The organism is Armatimonadota bacterium (genome assembly GCA_016789105.1).
Lineage (GTDB): Bacteria > Armatimonadota > Fimbriimonadia > Fimbriimonadales > Fimbriimonadaceae > UphvI-Ar2.
Map to the genome: position 1 here is coordinate 37,987 of JAEURN010000008.1, position 16,775 is coordinate 54,761.

General features: G+C 59.5%; 20 protein-coding genes. 10 read left to right on the forward strand and 10 right to left on the reverse strand.

Translation table 11 applies throughout. The features are described 5' to 3' along the window. Positions 1–3: 3 nt before the first annotated feature. Together prmC and hflX are read right to left on the reverse strand one after the other, a co-directional pair. Positions 4–849 carry a peptide chain release factor N(5)-glutamine methyltransferase gene (prmC, locus tag JNM28_08600; GenBank protein MBL8068495.1) on the reverse strand — a complete coding sequence of 282 codons (846 nt, stop codon included), beginning with the start codon at positions 847–849 and terminating at the stop codon, positions 4–6. After that, the gene (hflX, locus tag JNM28_08605; protein ID MBL8068496.1) at positions 846–2,141 is read right to left on the reverse strand and encodes a GTPase HflX; all 1,296 of its coding nucleotides are present in this window, start codon (positions 2,139–2,141) and stop codon (positions 846–848) included. The genes prmC and hflX overlap by 4 nt, the downstream gene beginning before the upstream one ends. Positions 2,142–2,303: 162 nt before the next feature. Here hflX and JNM28_08610 point away from each other — a divergent pair, with 162 nt between their 5' ends. Beyond that, positions 2,304–2,669: a zinc ribbon domain-containing protein gene (locus JNM28_08610; GenBank protein MBL8068497.1), complete on the forward strand. Its 366-nt coding sequence runs from the start codon at positions 2,304–2,306 to the stop codon at positions 2,667–2,669. Next, positions 2,666–3,241 carry a thymidine kinase gene (locus JNM28_08615; GenBank protein ID MBL8068498.1) on the forward strand — a complete coding sequence of 192 codons (576 nt, stop codon included), beginning with the start codon at positions 2,666–2,668 and terminating at the stop codon, positions 3,239–3,241. Before JNM28_08610 ends, JNM28_08615 begins: the two co-directional genes overlap by 4 nt. Positions 3,242–3,281: 40 nt before the next feature. Here the strand turns inward: JNM28_08615 and JNM28_08620 are convergent, their stop codons facing one another. Beyond that, positions 3,282–3,977: a hypothetical protein gene (locus JNM28_08620; protein MBL8068499.1), complete on the reverse strand. Its 696-nt coding sequence runs from the start codon at positions 3,975–3,977 to the stop codon at positions 3,282–3,284. Positions 3,978–4,224: 247 nt separating this feature from the next. On the opposite strand from JNM28_08620, the gene JNM28_08625 reads away from it, so the two are divergent. From JNM28_08625 to JNM28_08645, 5 genes are read left to right on the forward strand one after another with little or no spacing between them, the layout of a single operon-like run. Then, positions 4,225–4,914, forward strand: a complete 690-nt coding sequence (locus tag JNM28_08625; protein ID MBL8068500.1) for an HAD-IA family hydrolase — start codon at positions 4,225–4,227, stop codon at positions 4,912–4,914. Next, complete coding sequence (gene queA, locus JNM28_08630; protein MBL8068501.1) at positions 4,911–5,921, forward strand: tRNA preQ1(34) S-adenosylmethionine ribosyltransferase-isomerase QueA; 1,011 nt, start codon at positions 4,911–4,913, stop codon at positions 5,919–5,921. The genes JNM28_08625 and queA overlap by 4 nt, the downstream gene beginning before the upstream one ends. 50 nt (positions 5,922–5,971) lie before the next feature. Next, positions 5,972–6,472 carry a helix-turn-helix domain-containing protein gene (locus JNM28_08635; GenBank protein ID MBL8068502.1) on the forward strand — a complete coding sequence of 167 codons (501 nt, stop codon included), beginning with the start codon at positions 5,972–5,974 and terminating at the stop codon, positions 6,470–6,472. Between the two features lie 8 nt (positions 6,473–6,480). Further along, entirely contained in the window at positions 6,481–7,656 is a 1,176-nt protein-coding gene (locus JNM28_08640; protein MBL8068503.1) for a glycosyltransferase, read from the forward strand. After that, the gene (locus JNM28_08645) at positions 7,649–8,656 is read left to right on the forward strand and encodes a hypothetical protein (protein MBL8068504.1); all 1,008 of its coding nucleotides are present in this window, start codon (positions 7,649–7,651) and stop codon (positions 8,654–8,656) included. The genes JNM28_08640 and JNM28_08645 overlap by 8 nt, the downstream gene beginning before the upstream one ends. On the opposite strand, the gene JNM28_08650 is transcribed toward JNM28_08645, so the two are convergent. From JNM28_08650 to JNM28_08670, 5 genes are read right to left on the reverse strand one after another with little or no spacing between them, the layout of a single operon-like run. Then, positions 8,538–9,482 (reverse strand): hydroxymethylglutaryl-CoA lyase, encoded by a 945-nt coding sequence (locus JNM28_08650; protein ID MBL8068505.1) that lies wholly within the window; start codon positions 9,480–9,482, stop codon positions 8,538–8,540. The two genes, JNM28_08645 and JNM28_08650, sit on opposite strands and share 119 nt — an antisense overlap. Then, complete coding sequence (locus JNM28_08655) at positions 9,442–9,882, reverse strand: biotin/lipoyl-binding protein (protein MBL8068506.1); 441 nt, start codon at positions 9,880–9,882, stop codon at positions 9,442–9,444. The genes JNM28_08650 and JNM28_08655 overlap by 41 nt, the downstream gene beginning before the upstream one ends. Then, positions 9,879–10,547, reverse strand: coding sequence for a gamma-glutamyl-gamma-aminobutyrate hydrolase family protein (locus JNM28_08660; protein MBL8068507.1), 669 nt, complete (start codon positions 10,545–10,547; stop codon positions 9,879–9,881). Before JNM28_08660 ends, JNM28_08655 begins: the two co-directional genes overlap by 4 nt. Positions 10,548–10,576: 29 nt before the next feature. Next, on the reverse strand, positions 10,577–12,040 hold the full coding sequence (locus JNM28_08665) for a 2-oxo acid dehydrogenase subunit E2 (protein MBL8068508.1): 1,464 nt from the start codon (positions 12,038–12,040) through the stop codon (positions 10,577–10,579). Between the two features lie 47 nt (positions 12,041–12,087). Then, the gene (locus tag JNM28_08670; protein MBL8068509.1) at positions 12,088–12,438 is read right to left on the reverse strand and encodes a histidine triad nucleotide-binding protein; all 351 of its coding nucleotides are present in this window, start codon (positions 12,436–12,438) and stop codon (positions 12,088–12,090) included. A gap of 167 nt (positions 12,439–12,605) precedes the next feature. Between JNM28_08670 and rplK the strand changes: the two genes are divergently transcribed. The 3 genes from rplK to JNM28_08685 all read left to right on the forward strand — a co-directional run bounded on the left by rplK (position 12,606) and on the right by JNM28_08685 (position 15,907). After that, positions 12,606–13,031, forward strand: coding sequence for a 50S ribosomal protein L11 (gene rplK / locus JNM28_08675; protein ID MBL8068510.1), 426 nt, complete (start codon positions 12,606–12,608; stop codon positions 13,029–13,031). Positions 13,032–13,142: 111 nt separating this feature from the next. Beyond that, positions 13,143–13,709 carry a 5'-nucleotidase C-terminal domain-containing protein gene (locus tag JNM28_08680; GenBank protein MBL8068511.1) on the forward strand — a complete coding sequence of 189 codons (567 nt, stop codon included), beginning with the start codon at positions 13,143–13,145 and terminating at the stop codon, positions 13,707–13,709. 128 nt (positions 13,710–13,837) lie between these two features. After that, positions 13,838–15,907: a DNA gyrase subunit B gene (locus JNM28_08685; protein ID MBL8068512.1), complete on the forward strand. Its 2,070-nt coding sequence runs from the start codon at positions 13,838–13,840 to the stop codon at positions 15,905–15,907. A gap of 7 nt (positions 15,908–15,914) precedes the next feature. On the opposite strand, the gene JNM28_08690 is transcribed toward JNM28_08685, so the two are convergent. Together JNM28_08690 and tsaE are read right to left on the reverse strand one after the other, a co-directional pair. Beyond that, on the reverse strand, positions 15,915–16,238 hold the full coding sequence (locus tag JNM28_08690) for a hypothetical protein (protein ID MBL8068513.1): 324 nt from the start codon (positions 16,236–16,238) through the stop codon (positions 15,915–15,917). A 76-nt stretch (positions 16,239–16,314) separates the two neighbouring features. Beyond that, complete coding sequence (tsaE, locus tag JNM28_08695) at positions 16,315–16,725, reverse strand: tRNA (adenosine(37)-N6)-threonylcarbamoyltransferase complex ATPase subunit type 1 TsaE (GenBank protein MBL8068514.1); 411 nt, start codon at positions 16,723–16,725, stop codon at positions 16,315–16,317. Positions 16,726–16,775 lie beyond the last annotated feature (50 nt).

A 16,775-nucleotide genomic window follows, 5' to 3' on the forward strand; every position in this document is an offset into this window, starting at 1 on the left:
GAATTATGACAGCCGCCCGACAACGTCTGCGGGGATGAACGTGAGGGTGCGAACGATCCGCCCCAGGTCACACATCGCATCCACCAACTGCCACCCGTATTCGGCAAAAACCGCTTCCACAGCCGGTTGCTGGCCCATGCCAATTTCGACGATCAAGGCCTCGCACCCCGTTGCCAGATAGGTCTCGGCGGCCAAACGGCGGTACATGGCCAATCCGTTGGCGTCGGCGAACAAGGCGTCGTGCGGTTCAAAATCGCGGACTTCCGGGGGAAGGTCGTCGGCATGAGCAACATAGGGCGGGTTGCTCACCACCAGCTGGTACCTCCGCTTTGGAAGCTTGTGGAACAGGTCTGAATGGACGAATTGGTCGATCCGGGCTTCCAAGGCATCCGCGTTTTTGCTGGCGACCCGGAGGGCGTTCATCGATTTGTCCAAGAGGGTCACCCGGCAGCCGGGGCACTCGAGGGCCAGCGTGATGCCAATGCAACCACTGCCGGTGCCCACATCCAACACGGTCCAATCGCCGCCCCCGTGCATCCAGAGCTTGGCCCGTTCAACCACAAATTCGGTTTCTTGGCGGGGGACCAAGACATCGGGGTCGACGAAAAATTCCCGCCCATAAAACTCGCGTTTGCCCGTGATGTAAGCCAACGGCTCCCGGTTGAGCCGTCGGCGGAGCAAACTGCTGAGCCCGGAATCGGCAACCGATTCTTCTGGGTGGGAAAGAACCCAGCTCCGATCCCGGCCCAGGGCGTGGGCGGCCAGAATCTGGGCATCCAGACGGGGCGAATCGACACCGGCTTCAGCCAGCTCTTCTGCCGCGCTATGGATCCATTCCGCCAGCCTCATCGTTCTTTGACCGCGTACGCCTCCAGTTTCCCCCGGTGTTCGGCAACCACTTCGGCTTCCAGGTATATGCCGTCGTCGCGGTATTCCTTCTTTAAGACGCGGCCAAAGTCGTAGGCGCGTTCGACCAAATTGGTTTCTGAATAAGGAACCAAAACCTTAACGATTGAAAGCCGGTCGCTGACCAGGCGCCGGACCATGGCCAAAAGATCTTGGATCCCTTCGCCGGTCAAAGCGCTGATGGCCACCGCGTCCGGATGTTCCAACGCCAACCGCCGGACTCCCTGTGGGTCTTCGGCCGCATCAATCTTGTTGAAGACGGTCAGGACGGGGATGTCATCGCCACCAATGCCGGAGACCGTCTGCAACACGGCCTCGACCTGCATCTCCCATTCCGGGTTACTCACATCCACCACGTGCATCAGCAGGTCGGCATAAAGGAGTTCTTCCAGGGTCGCCCGGAACGCGGCCACCAACAGGGTCGGCAAGTTGCGGATGAACCCGACGGTATCGCTGAGGAAGAACCGGTAGCCGTCCGGCAAGTCCACGAGGCGCGTCGTCGGGTCCAAGGTGGCAAACGGCATGGCGTCGGCAAGCAGGTCGGTTTGGGCCAACCGGTTCATCAACGTCGATTTGCCCGCACTCGTGTAGCCGACGATCGCCACCACCGGATACGGTTGATCCCGCCGCCCTTCGCGTTGCAAGGTTCGGTGTTGTTTGACCACGTCGATCTCCCGTTTGAGCCGGGCGATGCGGTCGCGCACCATGCGGCGGTCGCTTTCTAGCTTCGTCTCCCCCGGACCGCGCATCCCGATGCCCCCGCGTTGCCTTTCGAACTTGGTGTAAACACTCATCAGTCGGGGCAGCCGGTAGGTGTATTGGGCCAGCTCCACTTGGAGCATCCCTTCCCGGGTGCGGGCCCGGTTCGCAAAGATGTCCAGGATCAGTTGCGTCCTATCCAAGACCCGGAGTTTGATTTGCTCTTCCAGATTTTTGATGTGGATGCCGCTGAGCTCGCAGTCGAACACCACGGCGTCGGCGCCCAGTTCGGCCGCCATCGCGGCGACTTCGCCAACTTTGCCCGACCCAATGTAGGCCGCCTTGTACGGCCGTTCGATCCGCTGGCGGATTTGCCCGACCGGTTCCCCCCCGGCGGCATCGACCAGGCCTTCCAGTTCGGCCTCGGCATAGGCATCTTCTTCGGCCTCGGGATTCACGTAAACGAGCAAGAGCTTTTCGCGCTCTTCTGAATTGATCTGAAACTGCTTGTCTTTCTTGTTTGATTCTTCAGGCATGGAGCCTCGGTTGGGATTTGCGGACGGGGGCGCGGGCCCGGCGGCACCTGCTGAACGTAAGATGCCCCATAAACCCATGCCGTTCCATTGGAACAGGTGTGCAGGCCCAAAATTCGACGACAATATCCGATCCAGCCTGCACAAATGGGTTAGAGCTTCATGATGCCGGTAGTGTACCAGCCCGGTACCATCGGATGGGAGATGCCCATTTTTGAGTTTCGATGCCGGGAATGCGGCAAAAAATTTGAAGCGCTCCTTGGAGCAAACGAAGACCCCGCGGCCGAGCCCTGCCCTGGTTGCGGCGCAACAGGGTGCGCCAAACTCGTCAGTCGATTCCGACGCATGAGGTCCGAAAACGACCGGATCGATGCCATAGCCGACCAACTGGAATCCATGGATGAGCCACAATCGGCTTCCGCAATGCGGGAATACGTCAAAGAAATGGGCCGCGCCACTGATGACGACATGAGCGGGGAACTGGAAGAAATGTTCGAAGCAGACCTCGAAGGGGCCATGGGCGACGAATGAAAAAATGTGGGCACCTGGCCGTCATCTGCGGCAGCATGTACGCTGGTAAATCGGAAGAACTCATTCGGCGCGCCCGCAGGGCGCTTTATGCCAAAAAGAAGGTCCAAGTCTTTAAACCCGCCATCGATAACCGCTTCGACGAAGAGCATGTCGTCACCCACATGGGCGTCAAGCATCCCAGCCGGAGGGTGGGCGGTGCGGCGGAACTTGCGTCACTCATCGATAAGGACAGCGACGTCGTCTGCGTCGAAGAAGTCCAATTTTTTGACCGGTCGGTCGTCGAGATCCTGATCCAGCTCGCCGATTCCGGTAAGGAAGTCGTCGCCGCCGGGTTGGATCAAGATTTTCGGCGCCAACCATTCGGCCCGATGGCCGAACTCTTGGCCGCTGCCGACGAAGTCGTCAAGCTCAGAGCCATTTGCATGCAGTGCGGACGGCCTGCCAGCCACACGCAAAGGATCATCGATGGCAAGCCGGCCAAGTGGGATGACCCCATCGTCCTGATCGGGGCCACCGAAAGCTATGAGGCGCGTTGCCGAGCCTGCCACCGCATTAACGCGCCAAAAAAATAGCCCCCGACCCGAAAGGGGTCGGGGGCATTTGCCACTCAACCTATTCGACGAGTTCGGCCTTCCACTTCCCGTCCAGCAACATGCCTTGTTGCGGCATGTTTTTGAACGTGAAATCGCTGAAAACCGAGATCCCGGTTTTGATTTCCACTGCAAAGGTTCCGGAGATCGAAATCGGAGAAGCGCCAGTTTCCATTTGGTCGACCTTGAACACCAAGACATCTTTGCCTTTCATGTCTTTGCGCTCAACGACTTGGTACTTGCATTTCAGTTCGACAAGGCCGAGCTTCTCGTCGGCCGGGATCGTGAATTCATAGGTTTCGCCCACCTTCACCGGTTTATCCGGGAAGAAGAAACTGAACGCATTGCCCAAACGGGCTTCATCACCGCCGCCGAACGATTCGCCGGTCACCTTGACCAGGCGCCCCCGTTCGGTTTGTACTGCGGTCGATTCGGTGTCGGGTTGCTCCATGGTTTGCCCGCCGCCGATGTCGATTACCAGATCCTTGGTCTGGCTGAGCAGGGTGATCATCCCATCTTTCACCGATTTGCAGGTCGTGATAGCGGTTGCCGTCACGTCGATCGGCGTGCCTTGAAAATCGATGTTGGCAGAGACCTTTTGCTTGTAAGACTGACCCTCTTTGAGGTTCCATTTCAGGTCGAATGTGTCTTCTTTGGTGGCGGCGACCGCCCCCATTGCCGCAGCAATTGCGGCCAAAACCAGTGCACGTTTCAGCATCATGTCGGGTACTCCTTGCGCAAGCGAGTCAATCCGTCTTACCGGATGGGGGGTTCACCGGTTTGCGACTCGGCCTTCAATTGGGACGTTTTGCCAGGCCGGCGATTTCACACCGCAACCTAGCCTTGCCGAATGGTGCGGGATGACAGGTTTTTCCCTCCATAATCCTGGTTCGGAACCCCTCGGGGCCGGAATTGAGCGCGCGGGCTCAAAGGCGCGGTTTAACCGGTCGGTATCTTATGGGGGAATGAAGTACGGGGCGGTCAGTTTCGATGCGGCAGGAACGTTGATCGATGTCGCCTGGGATCCCGCCGCTATCGCCGTGGAATCCGCCCTCCTGGCCGGGCTCGACCTGCCCGACCGGCAGGGAGCCGGCGAAACCTATGGCCGCATGCTCCACTCGCGGTGGGGAACATTCCAAGAACTCAACCGCCAACGGTCACCCGAGATCTGTGACGGTTTTTGGCGCGAGCTCGGGGTCGATTGGCTCGCCCGGATCGGCCAACCCGCGGAGGCCATCGGAACGGTTTCGGCCATTGCCGACCGGCTCATCTTTGGGCCGGGGTCAAAAGTCTTCCGCCTCTTCCCCGACACCCTCGGGTGCTTGGCGGAAATCAAAAGCCATAGCGTGCCGATGATCCTCCTCTCCAATTGGGATGTTAGTTTGCACCGGGTTTGCGGCATGCTTGGGCTCACCCCTTTCTTCGACCATGTTATCGCGAGTTTGGAAGAAGGGGTGGAAAAACCGCATCCCGGGCTGTTCCAAATCGCCCAAGAGCGGGTCGGCACATCCACGGTGCTCCACATTGGGGACGACCCGCTTGCCGATGTGCACGGGGCCCGCTCGTTTGGTTGGGATGCCCTTTTGCTGGATCGATGGAGCCCCTCCGCCCCCGGTCAAATCCAATCGCTTGGGGAGGTGGCAAGCCACCTTTGAAAACCAACGACCTCGACTACGCGCTGCCCGAGGAGTTGATCGCCCAAACGCCCCTAGCCGAACGGGATGCCAGCCGGATGCTCCACATTGAGCGGGCAACCGGAACGATCTCCCACCGGATGTTCCGCGATTGCATCAGCCTCTTACAACCAGGCGACCTCTTGGTCGCCAACAACACCCGGGTGACGGCCATAAGGCTGTTTGGCAAAAAATCAACCGGCGGAAACGTCGAGGCGCTGTTGCTCCGCGAAACCGCCCCCGGGGAATACCTCTGCCTGCTCCGGCCGGCCAAAAGGTTGAAGCCTGGCTCCCCGATCGTCTTTGAAGGCGGCCTCACCGCCTCGGTTGTGCGTGAAGAGGATGGAGGCCAACGCGTCATCCGGTTCGACGACTCGCCCGGGTGGAAAGAGCGCTTGCAAGACGTCTCCTTGGCCCCGTTGCCGCCGTACATCCAAACCCCACTTGCCGACCAAACCCGGTACCAAACCGTGTATGCCGGGCCAGGCGGATCCTCCGCAGCCCCAACGGCGGGGCTCCATTTCACCGATTCTATTTTAGAAGCTTTAGTCCAAAAGGGGGTCAGCCGGGCAGATGTCACCCTCCACGTCGGACTGGACACCTTTCGACCAATCCAGACGGAACGGGTCGAAGATCATTCAATGACCGGGGAAATTTGCGAAATCCCGCCAGAAACCGCAGAAGCAGTAGGCAAATGTCGCGGTCGGATAGTTGCGGTCGGCACAACAACTGTCAGGACGCTGGAAACCTTTGCTACCGGGAAAAAGACGGTGGCTTCCGGCAAAACCACTTCGAAGCTGTTCATCACCCCAGGCTACGAGTTTCAAATAGTAGACGGGATGTTCACCAACTTCCATATGCCTAGGACTTCCATGCTTTTGATGATTTCCGCCCTTGCAGGGGCCAATCCCGTGCGATCTGCTTACAAACAGGCAGTCCAGGAGCGATATCGCTTTCTATCGTTCGGCGATTCCATGCTGATCCTGTAAAGATCGTCCCTTTTTGACCTCGGTGATTTGTGTAATATACGGATTCGACCATGCCGACAAAGGAATTTGACCCGCTGGCCTATATTGAGAACGCTTTCGAGGAGGCCCCCAAGGCCACAAATGGGGTCGCCAAGAACGGCAGCGCCCACGGATCGAAGTTCCGCAAGACCAAACTCAGCGCCCCCCGGCCCCGCAAAGCCGCCCAAGCGACCGAAGCCGCACCCGTCCTGGACGACGACCTCCGGTTTATCCTGGAAAGCCTCCCCAAGAACATCGAATTCCTCGGCACCTTTTTTACCGACTCCGTGACCAGCAAGTACTACCAAGGTGACTTCAAAGAATCCCGGGAAGACTTGATTAGAAGACTGCTCAATCCAGAATTAACCTTGGAAGAAGCGTCCCGTCTGCTCGGGGTCTGCCCCGCCACCGTGCGGCGATACACCAACCGGGGATGGCTGGCCCATCACCGGACCAAGGGCGGGCAACGGCGGTTCCGCCTCAGCGGCATTGTGCGCTTTGTCGAAGAACACGGCCGCCTGCCTGAGGAATAATCCCACCTGTGGACAGCGGCCCCCTGAGTGTCGCGATCTTTTCGGATAGTGCGCTCCCGATTTTGAACGGGGTCAGCGTCAGCGTCCACGCGCTCGTTGAAGGGTTGCGCGAGCGTGGCCATTCCGTCCACCTCTTTACATCCGGTTACCCCGGGCACCGCGACCAAGACCCCAACATTCACCGGTTCTTTGCCGCCTACACCCCCTTTGCCAAAGGGTATCCGTTGACTTTGCCGCCCTTCTTCCCGATGCTCCGCGAGTTCCGCCAGCACCGGTTCGACATCATCCACACCCACACGCCCTTCACCGTCGGGTTTGTCGGCTTGCGGTGGGGCGAATCCCACGGCATCCCCTTGGTTTCGACTTACCACACCATTTACGACAAGTACACCCATTACATCCCACTGGTGCCGGATCCCTACCTCAAATACAAAATCGCCAAACACACCAACTACTATTACAACCGGTTTGCCCAAGTCATCACACCCAGCAAATTTAGCCGGGATTGGCTGCTGCGACACCAGATCCGCACACCCATCACCGTCGTTCCCACCGGGGTGCCAGAGCCCGATCCGATCCCGCGCAACGTTGCACGGGCAGCCTTAAAGACGAGCCCGGACCTGGTCGTCGCGCTTTATTGCGGGCGCATTGCCGTTGAAAAAAACCTTGACTTGTTGATCAACGCGGTGGCCAAACTCGCCCACACCAACCCCAAGCTCAGACTTTGGGTGGTAGGTGATGGCCCGGCTCGGGAACAATACCGCCGGCTGGCCCGAGACCTCGGCGTCGGCGACGTCGTCCGGTTCTTCGGGTTCATCGACCGGGATCGCATCGGCCAGTTCTACTCGGCGGCCGACCTCTTCTGTTTTGCTTCGCAAACCGAAACCCAGGGTCTCGTCATCCAAGAAGCGATGTCCTATGGCCTGCCTTGCGTGGTTGTGGAAGGCGGAGGGGCCGACGACACCGTCATTAGCAATGAGAACGGCATTGTGACCTCCAATTCCAGCACCGAATTCGCCGCTGCCGCCCATAGGGTTTTCAGCGACGTCCGATTTGCGCAAAGGCTGAGTGCCGGAGCGTTGACGACTTTCCGGGAGCACACGGTGGGACAGATGGTCGCCCGGATCGAAGGGGTGTACTACCAAGCGCGCGGGCAACACGCCCGGGAGGTTGCAATTGTCTGAAACCCCAGACCAAACACAAATCGGGACGCCGGACGAATCCCCCACTTGGAGACCAAAGGCCCCGCTTGCCTGGTTCTTTGGTTGCGCCGCCTTGTTGTTTATCCTCCGGGCGGTTCTGGCTTATGTCGCATTGCCCCCGGCCGCTGCCGCCGTGGCCAGCGTGTTCACAACCGGCATCTTCATCGTTGTCCCGTTTGCCGGCCTGTTCTGTGGCGCGGCCTTTGCCTGGAGGCCCCCGCAAGCCTGGGTTCTGACCTTGGCCGGAATCATCCTCCACGGCGGATCGCTTGCCGCCCTCCAAAGTCTCAAACCCCCGCCGGCAACTGCCCTCGTCTTGGGCAATTTCATGCAAGTTGGGATGCTCGGGTGGACACTGGGGCTCGGGGCGTTGGTTTCCATCCTCATCAAAGAACGCAACATGCTGCTGCCCATTGCGATCTTCCTGGCCGGCATGGATGCCCTCCTGATCCTCACGCCTTTCACTCCGCAAGCCCAAATCGCCATGAACAATCCGCAGGTCGTCGGCAACCTGGGGCTCAAGGTGCCTGCCGTCAAATCGAGCGGAGCCGAGCAACTGCCGCTTGCCGTTAACGACATCTTGTTCGTGGGGCCGGCAGACCTCTTCATTAGCGCGATGTTTTTTGCCGCCATGTTCCGCTATGGGTTGAGGGCCAGGCAGACGGCAACCTGGCTGATCCCGGTTTTGGTCGGCTACCTGTTCCTTGTCCTGCTGACGCATATGCCCTTGCCAGCCCTTGTGCCGATCGGCCTGACCGCGCTCATCGTGAACTGGAAGGAGTTCCGCCTTTCAAAAGATGAAAAGGCCGCGACGGGCTTGGTCTTGGCCATCGCCCTCGCCATGGCCGCTTACGGGGCCTACGCTAAAGCGACTTACAAGCCGCCAAAACCGCCAGCTGGCTCTTTGCCGTCGCCGGACGGCCAAGCACCTGGAGAACCGGGGCAGAACACCGGGCCAACGCTTCCAGGTCAACACCGGTAGCAAGGCCGGACCGCTCGGCAAAGTAGACCAAATCTTCGGTCGCCAAATTGCCGCCGGCACCGGGGGCATAAGGGCACCCGCCCAAGCCCGCAGCACTCGAATCAAATGAGCGGTAACCGCGGTCCAACATCGCAGACACGTTCGCAATGGCCGTGCCCCGGGTGTCGTGAAAATGCCAAGCAATCTTAGACTGACTGGTCACTTTTTCAACCTCCCGAGCAACTCCCACCACCTCGGCTGGGATCGCGACGCCGATGGTTTCGCCGAGGCTGACTTCGTCGCAACCCAATTCAAAGAGCTTCGCCACGAGTTCGGCAACGCGGCCCGGAGAGACCCGGCCCGAAAAAGGGCACTCGACGACCGTGCTGAGATACCCCCGGACAAACCCGTTTGGGATCTGGCCACGATAACTTTGGATCACACGGTCAAAAACCGCAAGCGACTCGTCCACGGTCATGTTGATGTTCTTTTGGACAAATGCCTCGCTGGCCGCCGTGAACACCGCAATCGCTTGGACTCCCAGGCCGACGGCCCGTTCGAGCCCTTTCTCATTAGGAACCAAGGTCGAAATGCGGACTCCCGGAATGGGGCCGAGCCCGGTCAGCAGGTCGGCGGCATCGGCCAATTGCGGCACCCATTTGGGGTGGACAAAGCTCGTGGCTTCGATCTCTCGGAGCCCGGCTGCCGCCAGACTCCGGATGAATTCGGCTTTGACTGGAGTTGGGACGACTTCAATCTCGTTTTGCAGCCCATCCCGCGGGGCAACTTCGATGATGCGGATCTGGTCAGGCATCGGCCTTGGCCACCTTGACCAAAACCTGCCCATCGGTCACCTGGTCGCCGGGTTTAACGCCGAGCCCTTCGACGACCCCGTCGAAATCGGCCTTGACGGGCTGCTGCATCTTCATCGCTTCCATCACGATCAAGGTTTGGCCGGCAATCACCTGATCGCCATTTTTCACCAGCACTTCCACGATTTGGCCGGGCATCGGGGCGCGCCCTTCGCCATTTCCTGCCGCTTGCGATTTCAGGCGGGCCGACGACGCTTTTGCCACTTCGTAAACGCGGCCGTCGACGCTCACAAACGTGGAGTCGCCATGGGTGACGGCAACCGCGCTTTTGACGCCCTGGGGAGTGGCGATCCGCAACCGGTCGCCGTCGCGGGTCACCTTTGCCCCGGTTACGGCACCCAGCTCTGTCTCAACTCCGTTCACCAAGACTTTCATACGCGGGCCGCCTTGGCCGCAATCACGGCTTGGACAAAGGCCTCAAACAAGAGGTCGGATTCCGGCACGTCGCTGCGCTCCGGATGCCATTGCAAACCCAAAAACCAGCGGCCTTCCGTGCTTTCGATCGCTTCCACGGTCCCATCTTCGTGCCAGGCGCTGACCACGAGTCCCCGGCCGGTACGCGCCACCGCCTGGTGGTGCGAGCTATCTCCCCGGGCTTGGGGGCCGACAATGCCGGCCAATCGCGAGCCTTCCACGACCCTGTAATCCTGCATCCCGACTTTGCGGTGGTCGTCGTGGCCCAGGCGGTCGGGCATATGTTGTTCCAGTGAGCCGCCCAAAATCACGTTGACCAACTGGCACCCGTAGCAAATCCCCAATACCGGGGCTTCCGGCCGGAGGTTGGCGAAGACTTCCTGTTCGATGGCGGTCCGCCCGGGGTATTCCAAATCGGCCTCGGGGTGGAGCGGTTCCCCCCACGCGGCCGGATCGATGTCATTGCCACCGGGGATCACCAACCCGTCAAGCAGGGGTCCGATGGCCGCGCCATCGATCCCCGGCGGAATCAGAACCGGGGCGCCGCCGGCGGCGGCGACACGATCCACATAGTTCCGCTCGATGTAGATGCGCCCGTTTTCGAGCCCGGTCCGGGGGCTTGTCATTGTGGCGCAGGTGATCCCAATGATCGGTTTCACGAACAGAGCCCGCGGATCCCCGCCACGTTGTCCCGGATCGCATTCAGGAACTCAGCCCCGCCGACTCCGTTGATGAGCCGGTGGTCGATGGTGATGCCCACGTTGGCGCAGCGCATGACTTTGAACTCGCCGGGGACATCATTGGCCAGGCCGTTATAGGCTTCGCCCAAGAAAATGGTCGCGACACCGGGGGGGACGACAACGGCCATCGCCTCGCGGATCCCATGCCCGGCCATGTTGGTGATGCTCAGCGTCACCGATTCGTCGGCTTGGTCCTTGCCGCCCCTAGCTTCGTTGATCCGTTCGCGGGCTTGGCTGGCAAACTCTTCCCAACCCAGGGAGTCGGCATCGCGGACGACGGCCACCACCAATTCATCCCCGGGCAACGCCACCGCGATTCCAAGTTGCAGGTTGTCATAGGTCCGGATGACGTTGTCGCCGACCAGGGTAGACCGCATGACGGGGTGGGATGCCGCGGTTTTGGCGACGGCATAGGCGAAGTAAGTGAAACTGCTGGGCTGGAAGTCGCCGCCTTTGGCCTTTTGCTCTTCGCGGAGTGTTTCGATCTGCCCCCAATCCACAACCACCGACATCATGCCCGGCACAACGATCTGGTTGCCCCGCTGCAGGCGGCTCGCCAAAACCCTTTGTTTGCCGCCCATCGGCTGTTCGGAATAGTTCCCGCCACGGCTTGGGGCGGCGGATTTGGCACCTCCGGCCAAAAAGGCGTCAATATCGGCGGGCATCAGTTTGGCCCCCGCTGCGGGAACGGATTCCAGCTGTTCGGCCGTCAACCCTTTTTCTTTGGCATAGGATCGGGTGCGGGGCGGGATATCGCGCCGGCGCCCCCCAGTGGCTGCCGATTGGGCTGGAGGGGCAGATGGCGCGGATGCCGGGGCGGGCGCGGCAGCAGAGCTTGGTTCCCCGACAGCATCGCCGGTCCGGAAGCGGGCGACTTCGGCCCCGATCGGCAAGACGTCATCAACTTGAGCAAGCCATTCCATGACCTCACCTTCATAAGGGCACTCCACATCCATGACGGCTTTGTCGGTTTCAATTTGGTAGACCGCCTCGTCCCGCCTGACCGGTTCGCCCACTTGCTTCAAAATCGCCACCAGCCGCGCTTCTTGGAGACCTTCCCCGATGGCCGGGATGCGGAGGCTGACTGTGCCCGCAGGTTCCCTTGCCGGCGCGGGCGCAGGTTGGGATGAATCGGATTCCGATGAATCCACGACCAAGATGGGCGCGCCGATCGCCAACACGTCATCGGGGGCGGCAAGCCAACGCACTACCCGGCCGGAAACCGAAGACTCGACGTCCATCACCGCCTTGTCGGTCTCCATCTGGTAGATCGCTTCGTCGCGCGCGATCATTTCGCCGGGCTGCTTGAGCAGCGCGACAACCCGCGCCTCTTGCAACCCTTCGCCGATGGCGGGGATCGATAGTTGAATCTCTGGCATCGTTGCTCCCTGGAACTGGTTTTAGTTTGGCACAGCGGAAAGGGCCCTCAAGAGCCCGAATCCGGGACGCCGAACCCGCCGAGGCGGCCGCCACCCAGCAAATGGGCGTGGAGGTGGGGCACGGTCTGGCCCGCGTTCTCTCCCTGGTTGATGACCAACCGGTATCCCTCGCCAGCAATCCCCTGCTCTAAGGCGATTTTGCGAGCAGCATTGAAGATGTGGGTGTGGTCGCCTTCTACCGGCACTTCGGCCAAACCCGAGATCTCGGCCCTGGTGACGATGAGGATGTGGACAGGGGCTTGGGGTTGGATATCCCGGAACGCCACGACCCACTCGTCTTCATAGACGATGTCGGCTGGGATCTCCCGCGAGATGATCTTGGAAAAAATGGTCGGCATGCCCCAGAGTCTATCTCGGAATGCGCGGGCAACACGCCTTGGCCGCCGGGTCCCGCAAGCCGAGCCCCTAAAGAGGCATAATCCCGGGTTGCGACCCCGCATCGAGCGACCAGGCTGACGCTTCCACAGCCCATGGCCCTAGGCGGACACAGTACAGAGAAATCGCCATGGCAAAAAAGATCCTTTCTGTCATCAAGTTGAACATCGACGCCGGTAAAGGCAACCCGGCGCCGCCGGTCGGGCCTGCACTCGGCCAAGCCGGCATCAACATGATGGAATTTTTGAAGAAGTTCAACGACATGACCGCCAAGCAGATGGGGTTCAAACTCCCCGTCGAAATCACGGTGTTCGAAGACCGATCCTACACCTTTGTCGTTAAAGAACCCCTGATGAGCGCCCTCATCAAAAATGCCGTCGGCATCCAAAAGGGCAGCAGCAACCCGAGCAAAGAGACCGCCGCAATCCTCACCAAGGAAAAGGCGATCGAAGTGGCCAAATTGAAAATGCCCGACCTGAACACCGACGATGTCGAAGAAGCGATCAAAATCGTCGCCGGAACTGCCCGGTCGATGGGTATTGACACCAACTTCTAAGCGGATTGCAACCAAAAAGGTCCCGACAACGATAACAAAACCACCGGATAAACATCCAATATGATGAAAGGGCCGGTGGTTTTGGCCCGTTAACTGCCGGTTCGAACAAAGATGCGCATCCCGCTCACCGCCTTTGCGACACTCGCGCTGGTTGCCGCCGCCTTCGGCGGGCCGGACACCGAGTCGTTTGGCCCGGGCCAAGCCATTGCCGACGAAATTAAGACCGTCGCGGGGGCCGACATCGCCTGGATCCCGGCGGGGATGCTGGAAGAAGAAGCCAAGGGCGACCTTTCCACTTATTTGAAATTCGGTACCGACGAAATCGCTGTCGTCTCCCTCACTGGCGAGCAGGTCAAGCTGGCGCTTGAAAAATCCGCCAACCTTTACCCCTCGCCCAACCCCAGCTTTTTGCAAGTCTCGGGGCTCGAGGTCTCATTCTCCAAGTCGGCCCCGGCCGAAAGCCGGATCAAGGCGGTCATGGTCAACGGCGCCGAATTGAATCCGAAGCAAAACTACGACGTTGCCATGCCCGTCACCATTGCCCGGGGCGGACTCGGGTTCTTCACGGTCTGGAAGAAGACTTCCATCACCCGGACAATGTCGGGCGTAACCTTGGAAAACGTGCTCAAAGGCAAATCGGGATTCGTCCGCACCGCCCGCTGGAAAGTCGTCGACTAACGCCGGCCCAAAGCCAATCGGCGCATCTCCCGGGGACTTTGCAACGTCCCTTCCAATGCCTCGGGAACCAGGTAGAATTCAGGTTCATTTCAACCTGATTTCCCGACTGCGGAATCTGGACATTTTCCATGAGCGAAACGCCCGAAGAGAACATCGACCTAAACCCCGGACAACCCGAGGTCACGAGCCGAGAGGCCACTGAAGAGGACAAGCTCACCAAAAAGGTCGAGGCCACCTACGACGCCAGCAGCATCACTGTTTTGGAAGGGTTGGAGGCGGTTCGCAAACGCCCCGGCATGTACGTGGGCGACAACGGCAAGAAAGGCCTCCACCAAATGTTCCGCGAGGCGCTGGATAACGGCGTCGATGAGGCCATGGCCGGCCACGCCGACCAGATCGACGTCATCCTCTACACCGACGGTTCGATCAGCGTGGAAGACAATGGCCGCGGCATCCCGGTCGGCATCCATGAAAAAGAAGGGATCTCGGCCCTTACCGTCGTCATGACCAAGCTCCACGCCGGAGGAAAATTCGGCGACGGCGGCGGCTACAAAGTCTCCGGTGGGTTGCACGGGGTCGGGATTAGCTGCACCAACGCTCTCTCGGAATGGATGGTCACCACCGTCACTCAAAAGGGCGAAATCCACCAACAGCGGTTCGAAGCCGGTGTCCCGGTGACCTCGGTCGAAGTCATCGGTAAATCCAAAAAGCACGGCACCAAACAACATTGGAAGCCCGACCCCACCGCCCTGACCACGGTGGAACACGACCCCACCATCATCCGCCGCCGGCTAAAGGAGCTCGCCTACCTCAATCCCAAAGTCACGTTCACCCTGGAAATCCAAGGGTCTGAAGAGGCCAAAGAAACCTTCTTCTTCGAACGGGGGATCGTCCAATTGGTTGAAGATGTGAACGATGCCGAAACGGTCATCCACAAGCCCATTTACTTCCACCGCGTCCGAGAAGACATGGAGCTCGAAGTCTCCCTGCAATACAACACCGGGTTCCACACCAACATCCTCGCCTATTGCAACAACATCCACCAACCAGATGGTGGAACTCACGTTTCCGGATTCGGACAGGCCCTGACCCGGGTCATCAACAGCTACGCCCGAAAGATGAACCTCCTCAAAGAGAAGGATCGTAACTTCACCGCCGATGACGTGGCCGAAGGGGTCACCGCCGTCATCTCGCTCAAAATCCAAAACCCCAGCTACAACTCGCAAGACAAAGTCAAACTGGTCACCCCGGAAGTCCAGGGTGCCACCAACTCACTGGTCGGCGACGGGCTCAGCACCTATTTGGAAGAAAACCCCGCTGTCGGCAAGCGCATCGTCGAAAAGGCCCAACTCGCCCAACAAGCCCGCGAAGCCGCCCGCAAAGCGGCCGAAGCCGTCAAGAGGTCTTCTGCAATGGAGGCCTTTGGCCTGCCCGGCAAACTTAGCGACTGCGTAAGCCGCAATCCAGCCGAGTGCGAACTGTTCCTGGTTGAAGGGGATTCGGCCGGCGGCACGGTTAAACAAGCTCGCGACCGCATGACCCAAGCCCTCCTGCCCCTCCGCGGCAAGATCCTCAACGTCGAACGGGCCCGCATCGACAAAGCCCTGGATAACGAGGAAATCAAGTCGCTCATTGCCGCCCTCGGCGCCGGGGTTGACATCCACACCAGCCGGGCCACCGATGTCGACGGGGAACAACCCGCCGACGAAAAACAAAGCGAGCACTTCAACATCGAAAAGCTCCGCTATCACAAAATCATCATCATGACGGACGCCGACGTGGACGGCGAACACATCCGCACCCTGCTCCTCACATTCTTCTACCGGTACATGAAGCCGCTGATCACCCACGGCAATCTCTACTTTGCCCAGCCGCCGCTGTTCGTCATCCGGGCCGGCAAGGACGAGCGGTTCTACGCGATGGACGAAGAAGAACGCGACAACATCGTCCGCGAACTCAAAAAGAAGAACTACACCATCACCCGGTTCAAAGGCCTTGGTGAAATGAACGCCGAAGAGCTTGAAGAAACGACCATGAACTCCGAATCGCGCCGGCTCATCAAAGTCGGCTACGAAAAAGAGTTCGACAGCGATGTCGAACAGATGTTCATGAGGCTTATGGGAGACAAAGTCGAACCCCGGCGCGACTTCATCATGAGCCACGCCAAGGAAGCCGAAGACCTCGACTGGCACTATTGACGGGGGATCATTCCCGCCCCTTGTTGATCTGGTCGATCAATTGGTTCACGGCGGCTTGATTCATGTTGAGCTGGACGATCTCCTTTTCTTCACCCGTCAACTCGCTGATCATCGAAAGGTGCACTTCGTACATGGCCTCGTCGGTCTTGTAGGAGTCGACTTTGTCGACCAAATCCGGGTTGATGGCAAACACCCGGTCTTCATAAGTCACCTTGATCAGTTTTGATTTGGGGCCAGACTTGGCCAGTTGGACTTGGGATCCGGCAGGGACAGCGGCAATAAGGACAACGGCCGCAAGAGCCAAAGCGACAAACGGGAGGGTTCTGGGCATTTGCAAGTCAGCGTATCCGGGGTTCCTGGATCGGGTCAATATCCCGGCAGAGATTCCATCCAGGCTTTTGGCGGCGTCACTTGTGGGGGTCGGCGACCGAAACGAGCCTCCCATCCCCTTCAAACTCGATCTGAATCCGCCAGCACTTTGCCCCATCGATCAGATCCCCCAACCGGTCTGGCCATTCGATCAGGCACAGGTGGTCGTCAAAGTACTCCTCCAAACCGATTCCCGTTGCCGAAGCAACCCGGTACAAATCGGCGTGCATCACCGGCACTTTGGTTGGATATATCTGCATCAGGTTGAAAGTCGGCGACCGGACGGCACCTTCCCAATTAAGGCTTTCCATCACTCCCCGGACAAGCGTCGTTTTGCCTGCCCCCAAATCGCCAAACAGCAAAACAATATCTCCGGCATGCCACAACGCCGAAAGCTCTTGACCAAGGGCCACCATTTCCCGCTCCGAACCGACAAACCGCGTATCCACAGGAGCAAAAGTCTAACCCAACGCAAAAAAAGACCTGCCCGGGTGGAGTG

Coding starts and splice junctions, on each gene's coding strand:
- JNM28_08690 (MBL8068513.1), bottom strand. CDS start 16,238: ATGCCCAGAACCCTCCCGTTTGTCGCTTTGGCTCTTGCGGCCGTTGTC.
- JNM28_08610 (MBL8068497.1), top strand. CDS start 2,304: ATGCCGGTAGTGTACCAGCCCGGTACCATCGGATGGGAGATGCCCATT.
- JNM28_08655 (MBL8068506.1), bottom strand. CDS start 9,882: ATGAAAGTCTTGGTGAACGGAGTTGAGACAGAGCTGGGTGCCGTAACC.
- JNM28_08615 (MBL8068498.1), top strand. CDS start 2,666: ATGAAAAAATGTGGGCACCTGGCCGTCATCTGCGGCAGCATGTACGCT.
- rplK (MBL8068510.1), top strand. CDS start 12,606: ATGGCAAAAAAGATCCTTTCTGTCATCAAGTTGAACATCGACGCCGGT.
- JNM28_08665 (MBL8068508.1), bottom strand. CDS start 12,040: ATGCCAGAGATTCAACTATCGATCCCCGCCATCGGCGAAGGGTTGCAA.
- JNM28_08660 (MBL8068507.1), bottom strand. CDS start 10,547: ATGACAAGCCCCCGGACCGGGCTCGAAAACGGGCGCATCTACATCGAG.
- JNM28_08650 (MBL8068505.1), bottom strand. CDS start 9,482: ATGGGCAGGTTTTGGTCAAGGTGGCCAAGGCCGATGCCTGACCAGATC.
- JNM28_08685 (MBL8068512.1), top strand. CDS start 13,838: ATGAGCGAAACGCCCGAAGAGAACATCGACCTAAACCCCGGACAACCC.
- JNM28_08670 (MBL8068509.1), bottom strand. CDS start 12,438: ATGCCGACCATTTTTTCCAAGATCATCTCGCGGGAGATCCCAGCCGAC.
- hflX (MBL8068496.1), bottom strand. CDS start 2,141: ATGCCTGAAGAATCAAACAAGAAAGACAAGCAGTTTCAGATCAATTCA.
- JNM28_08620 (MBL8068499.1), bottom strand. CDS start 3,977: ATGCTGAAACGTGCACTGGTTTTGGCCGCAATTGCTGCGGCAATGGGG.
- JNM28_08680 (MBL8068511.1), top strand. CDS start 13,143: ATGCGCATCCCGCTCACCGCCTTTGCGACACTCGCGCTGGTTGCCGCC.
- prmC (MBL8068495.1), bottom strand. CDS start 849: ATGAGGCTGGCGGAATGGATCCATAGCGCGGCAGAAGAGCTGGCTGAA.
- JNM28_08635 (MBL8068502.1), top strand. CDS start 5,972: ATGCCGACAAAGGAATTTGACCCGCTGGCCTATATTGAGAACGCTTTC.
- JNM28_08625 (MBL8068500.1), top strand. CDS start 4,225: ATGAAGTACGGGGCGGTCAGTTTCGATGCGGCAGGAACGTTGATCGAT.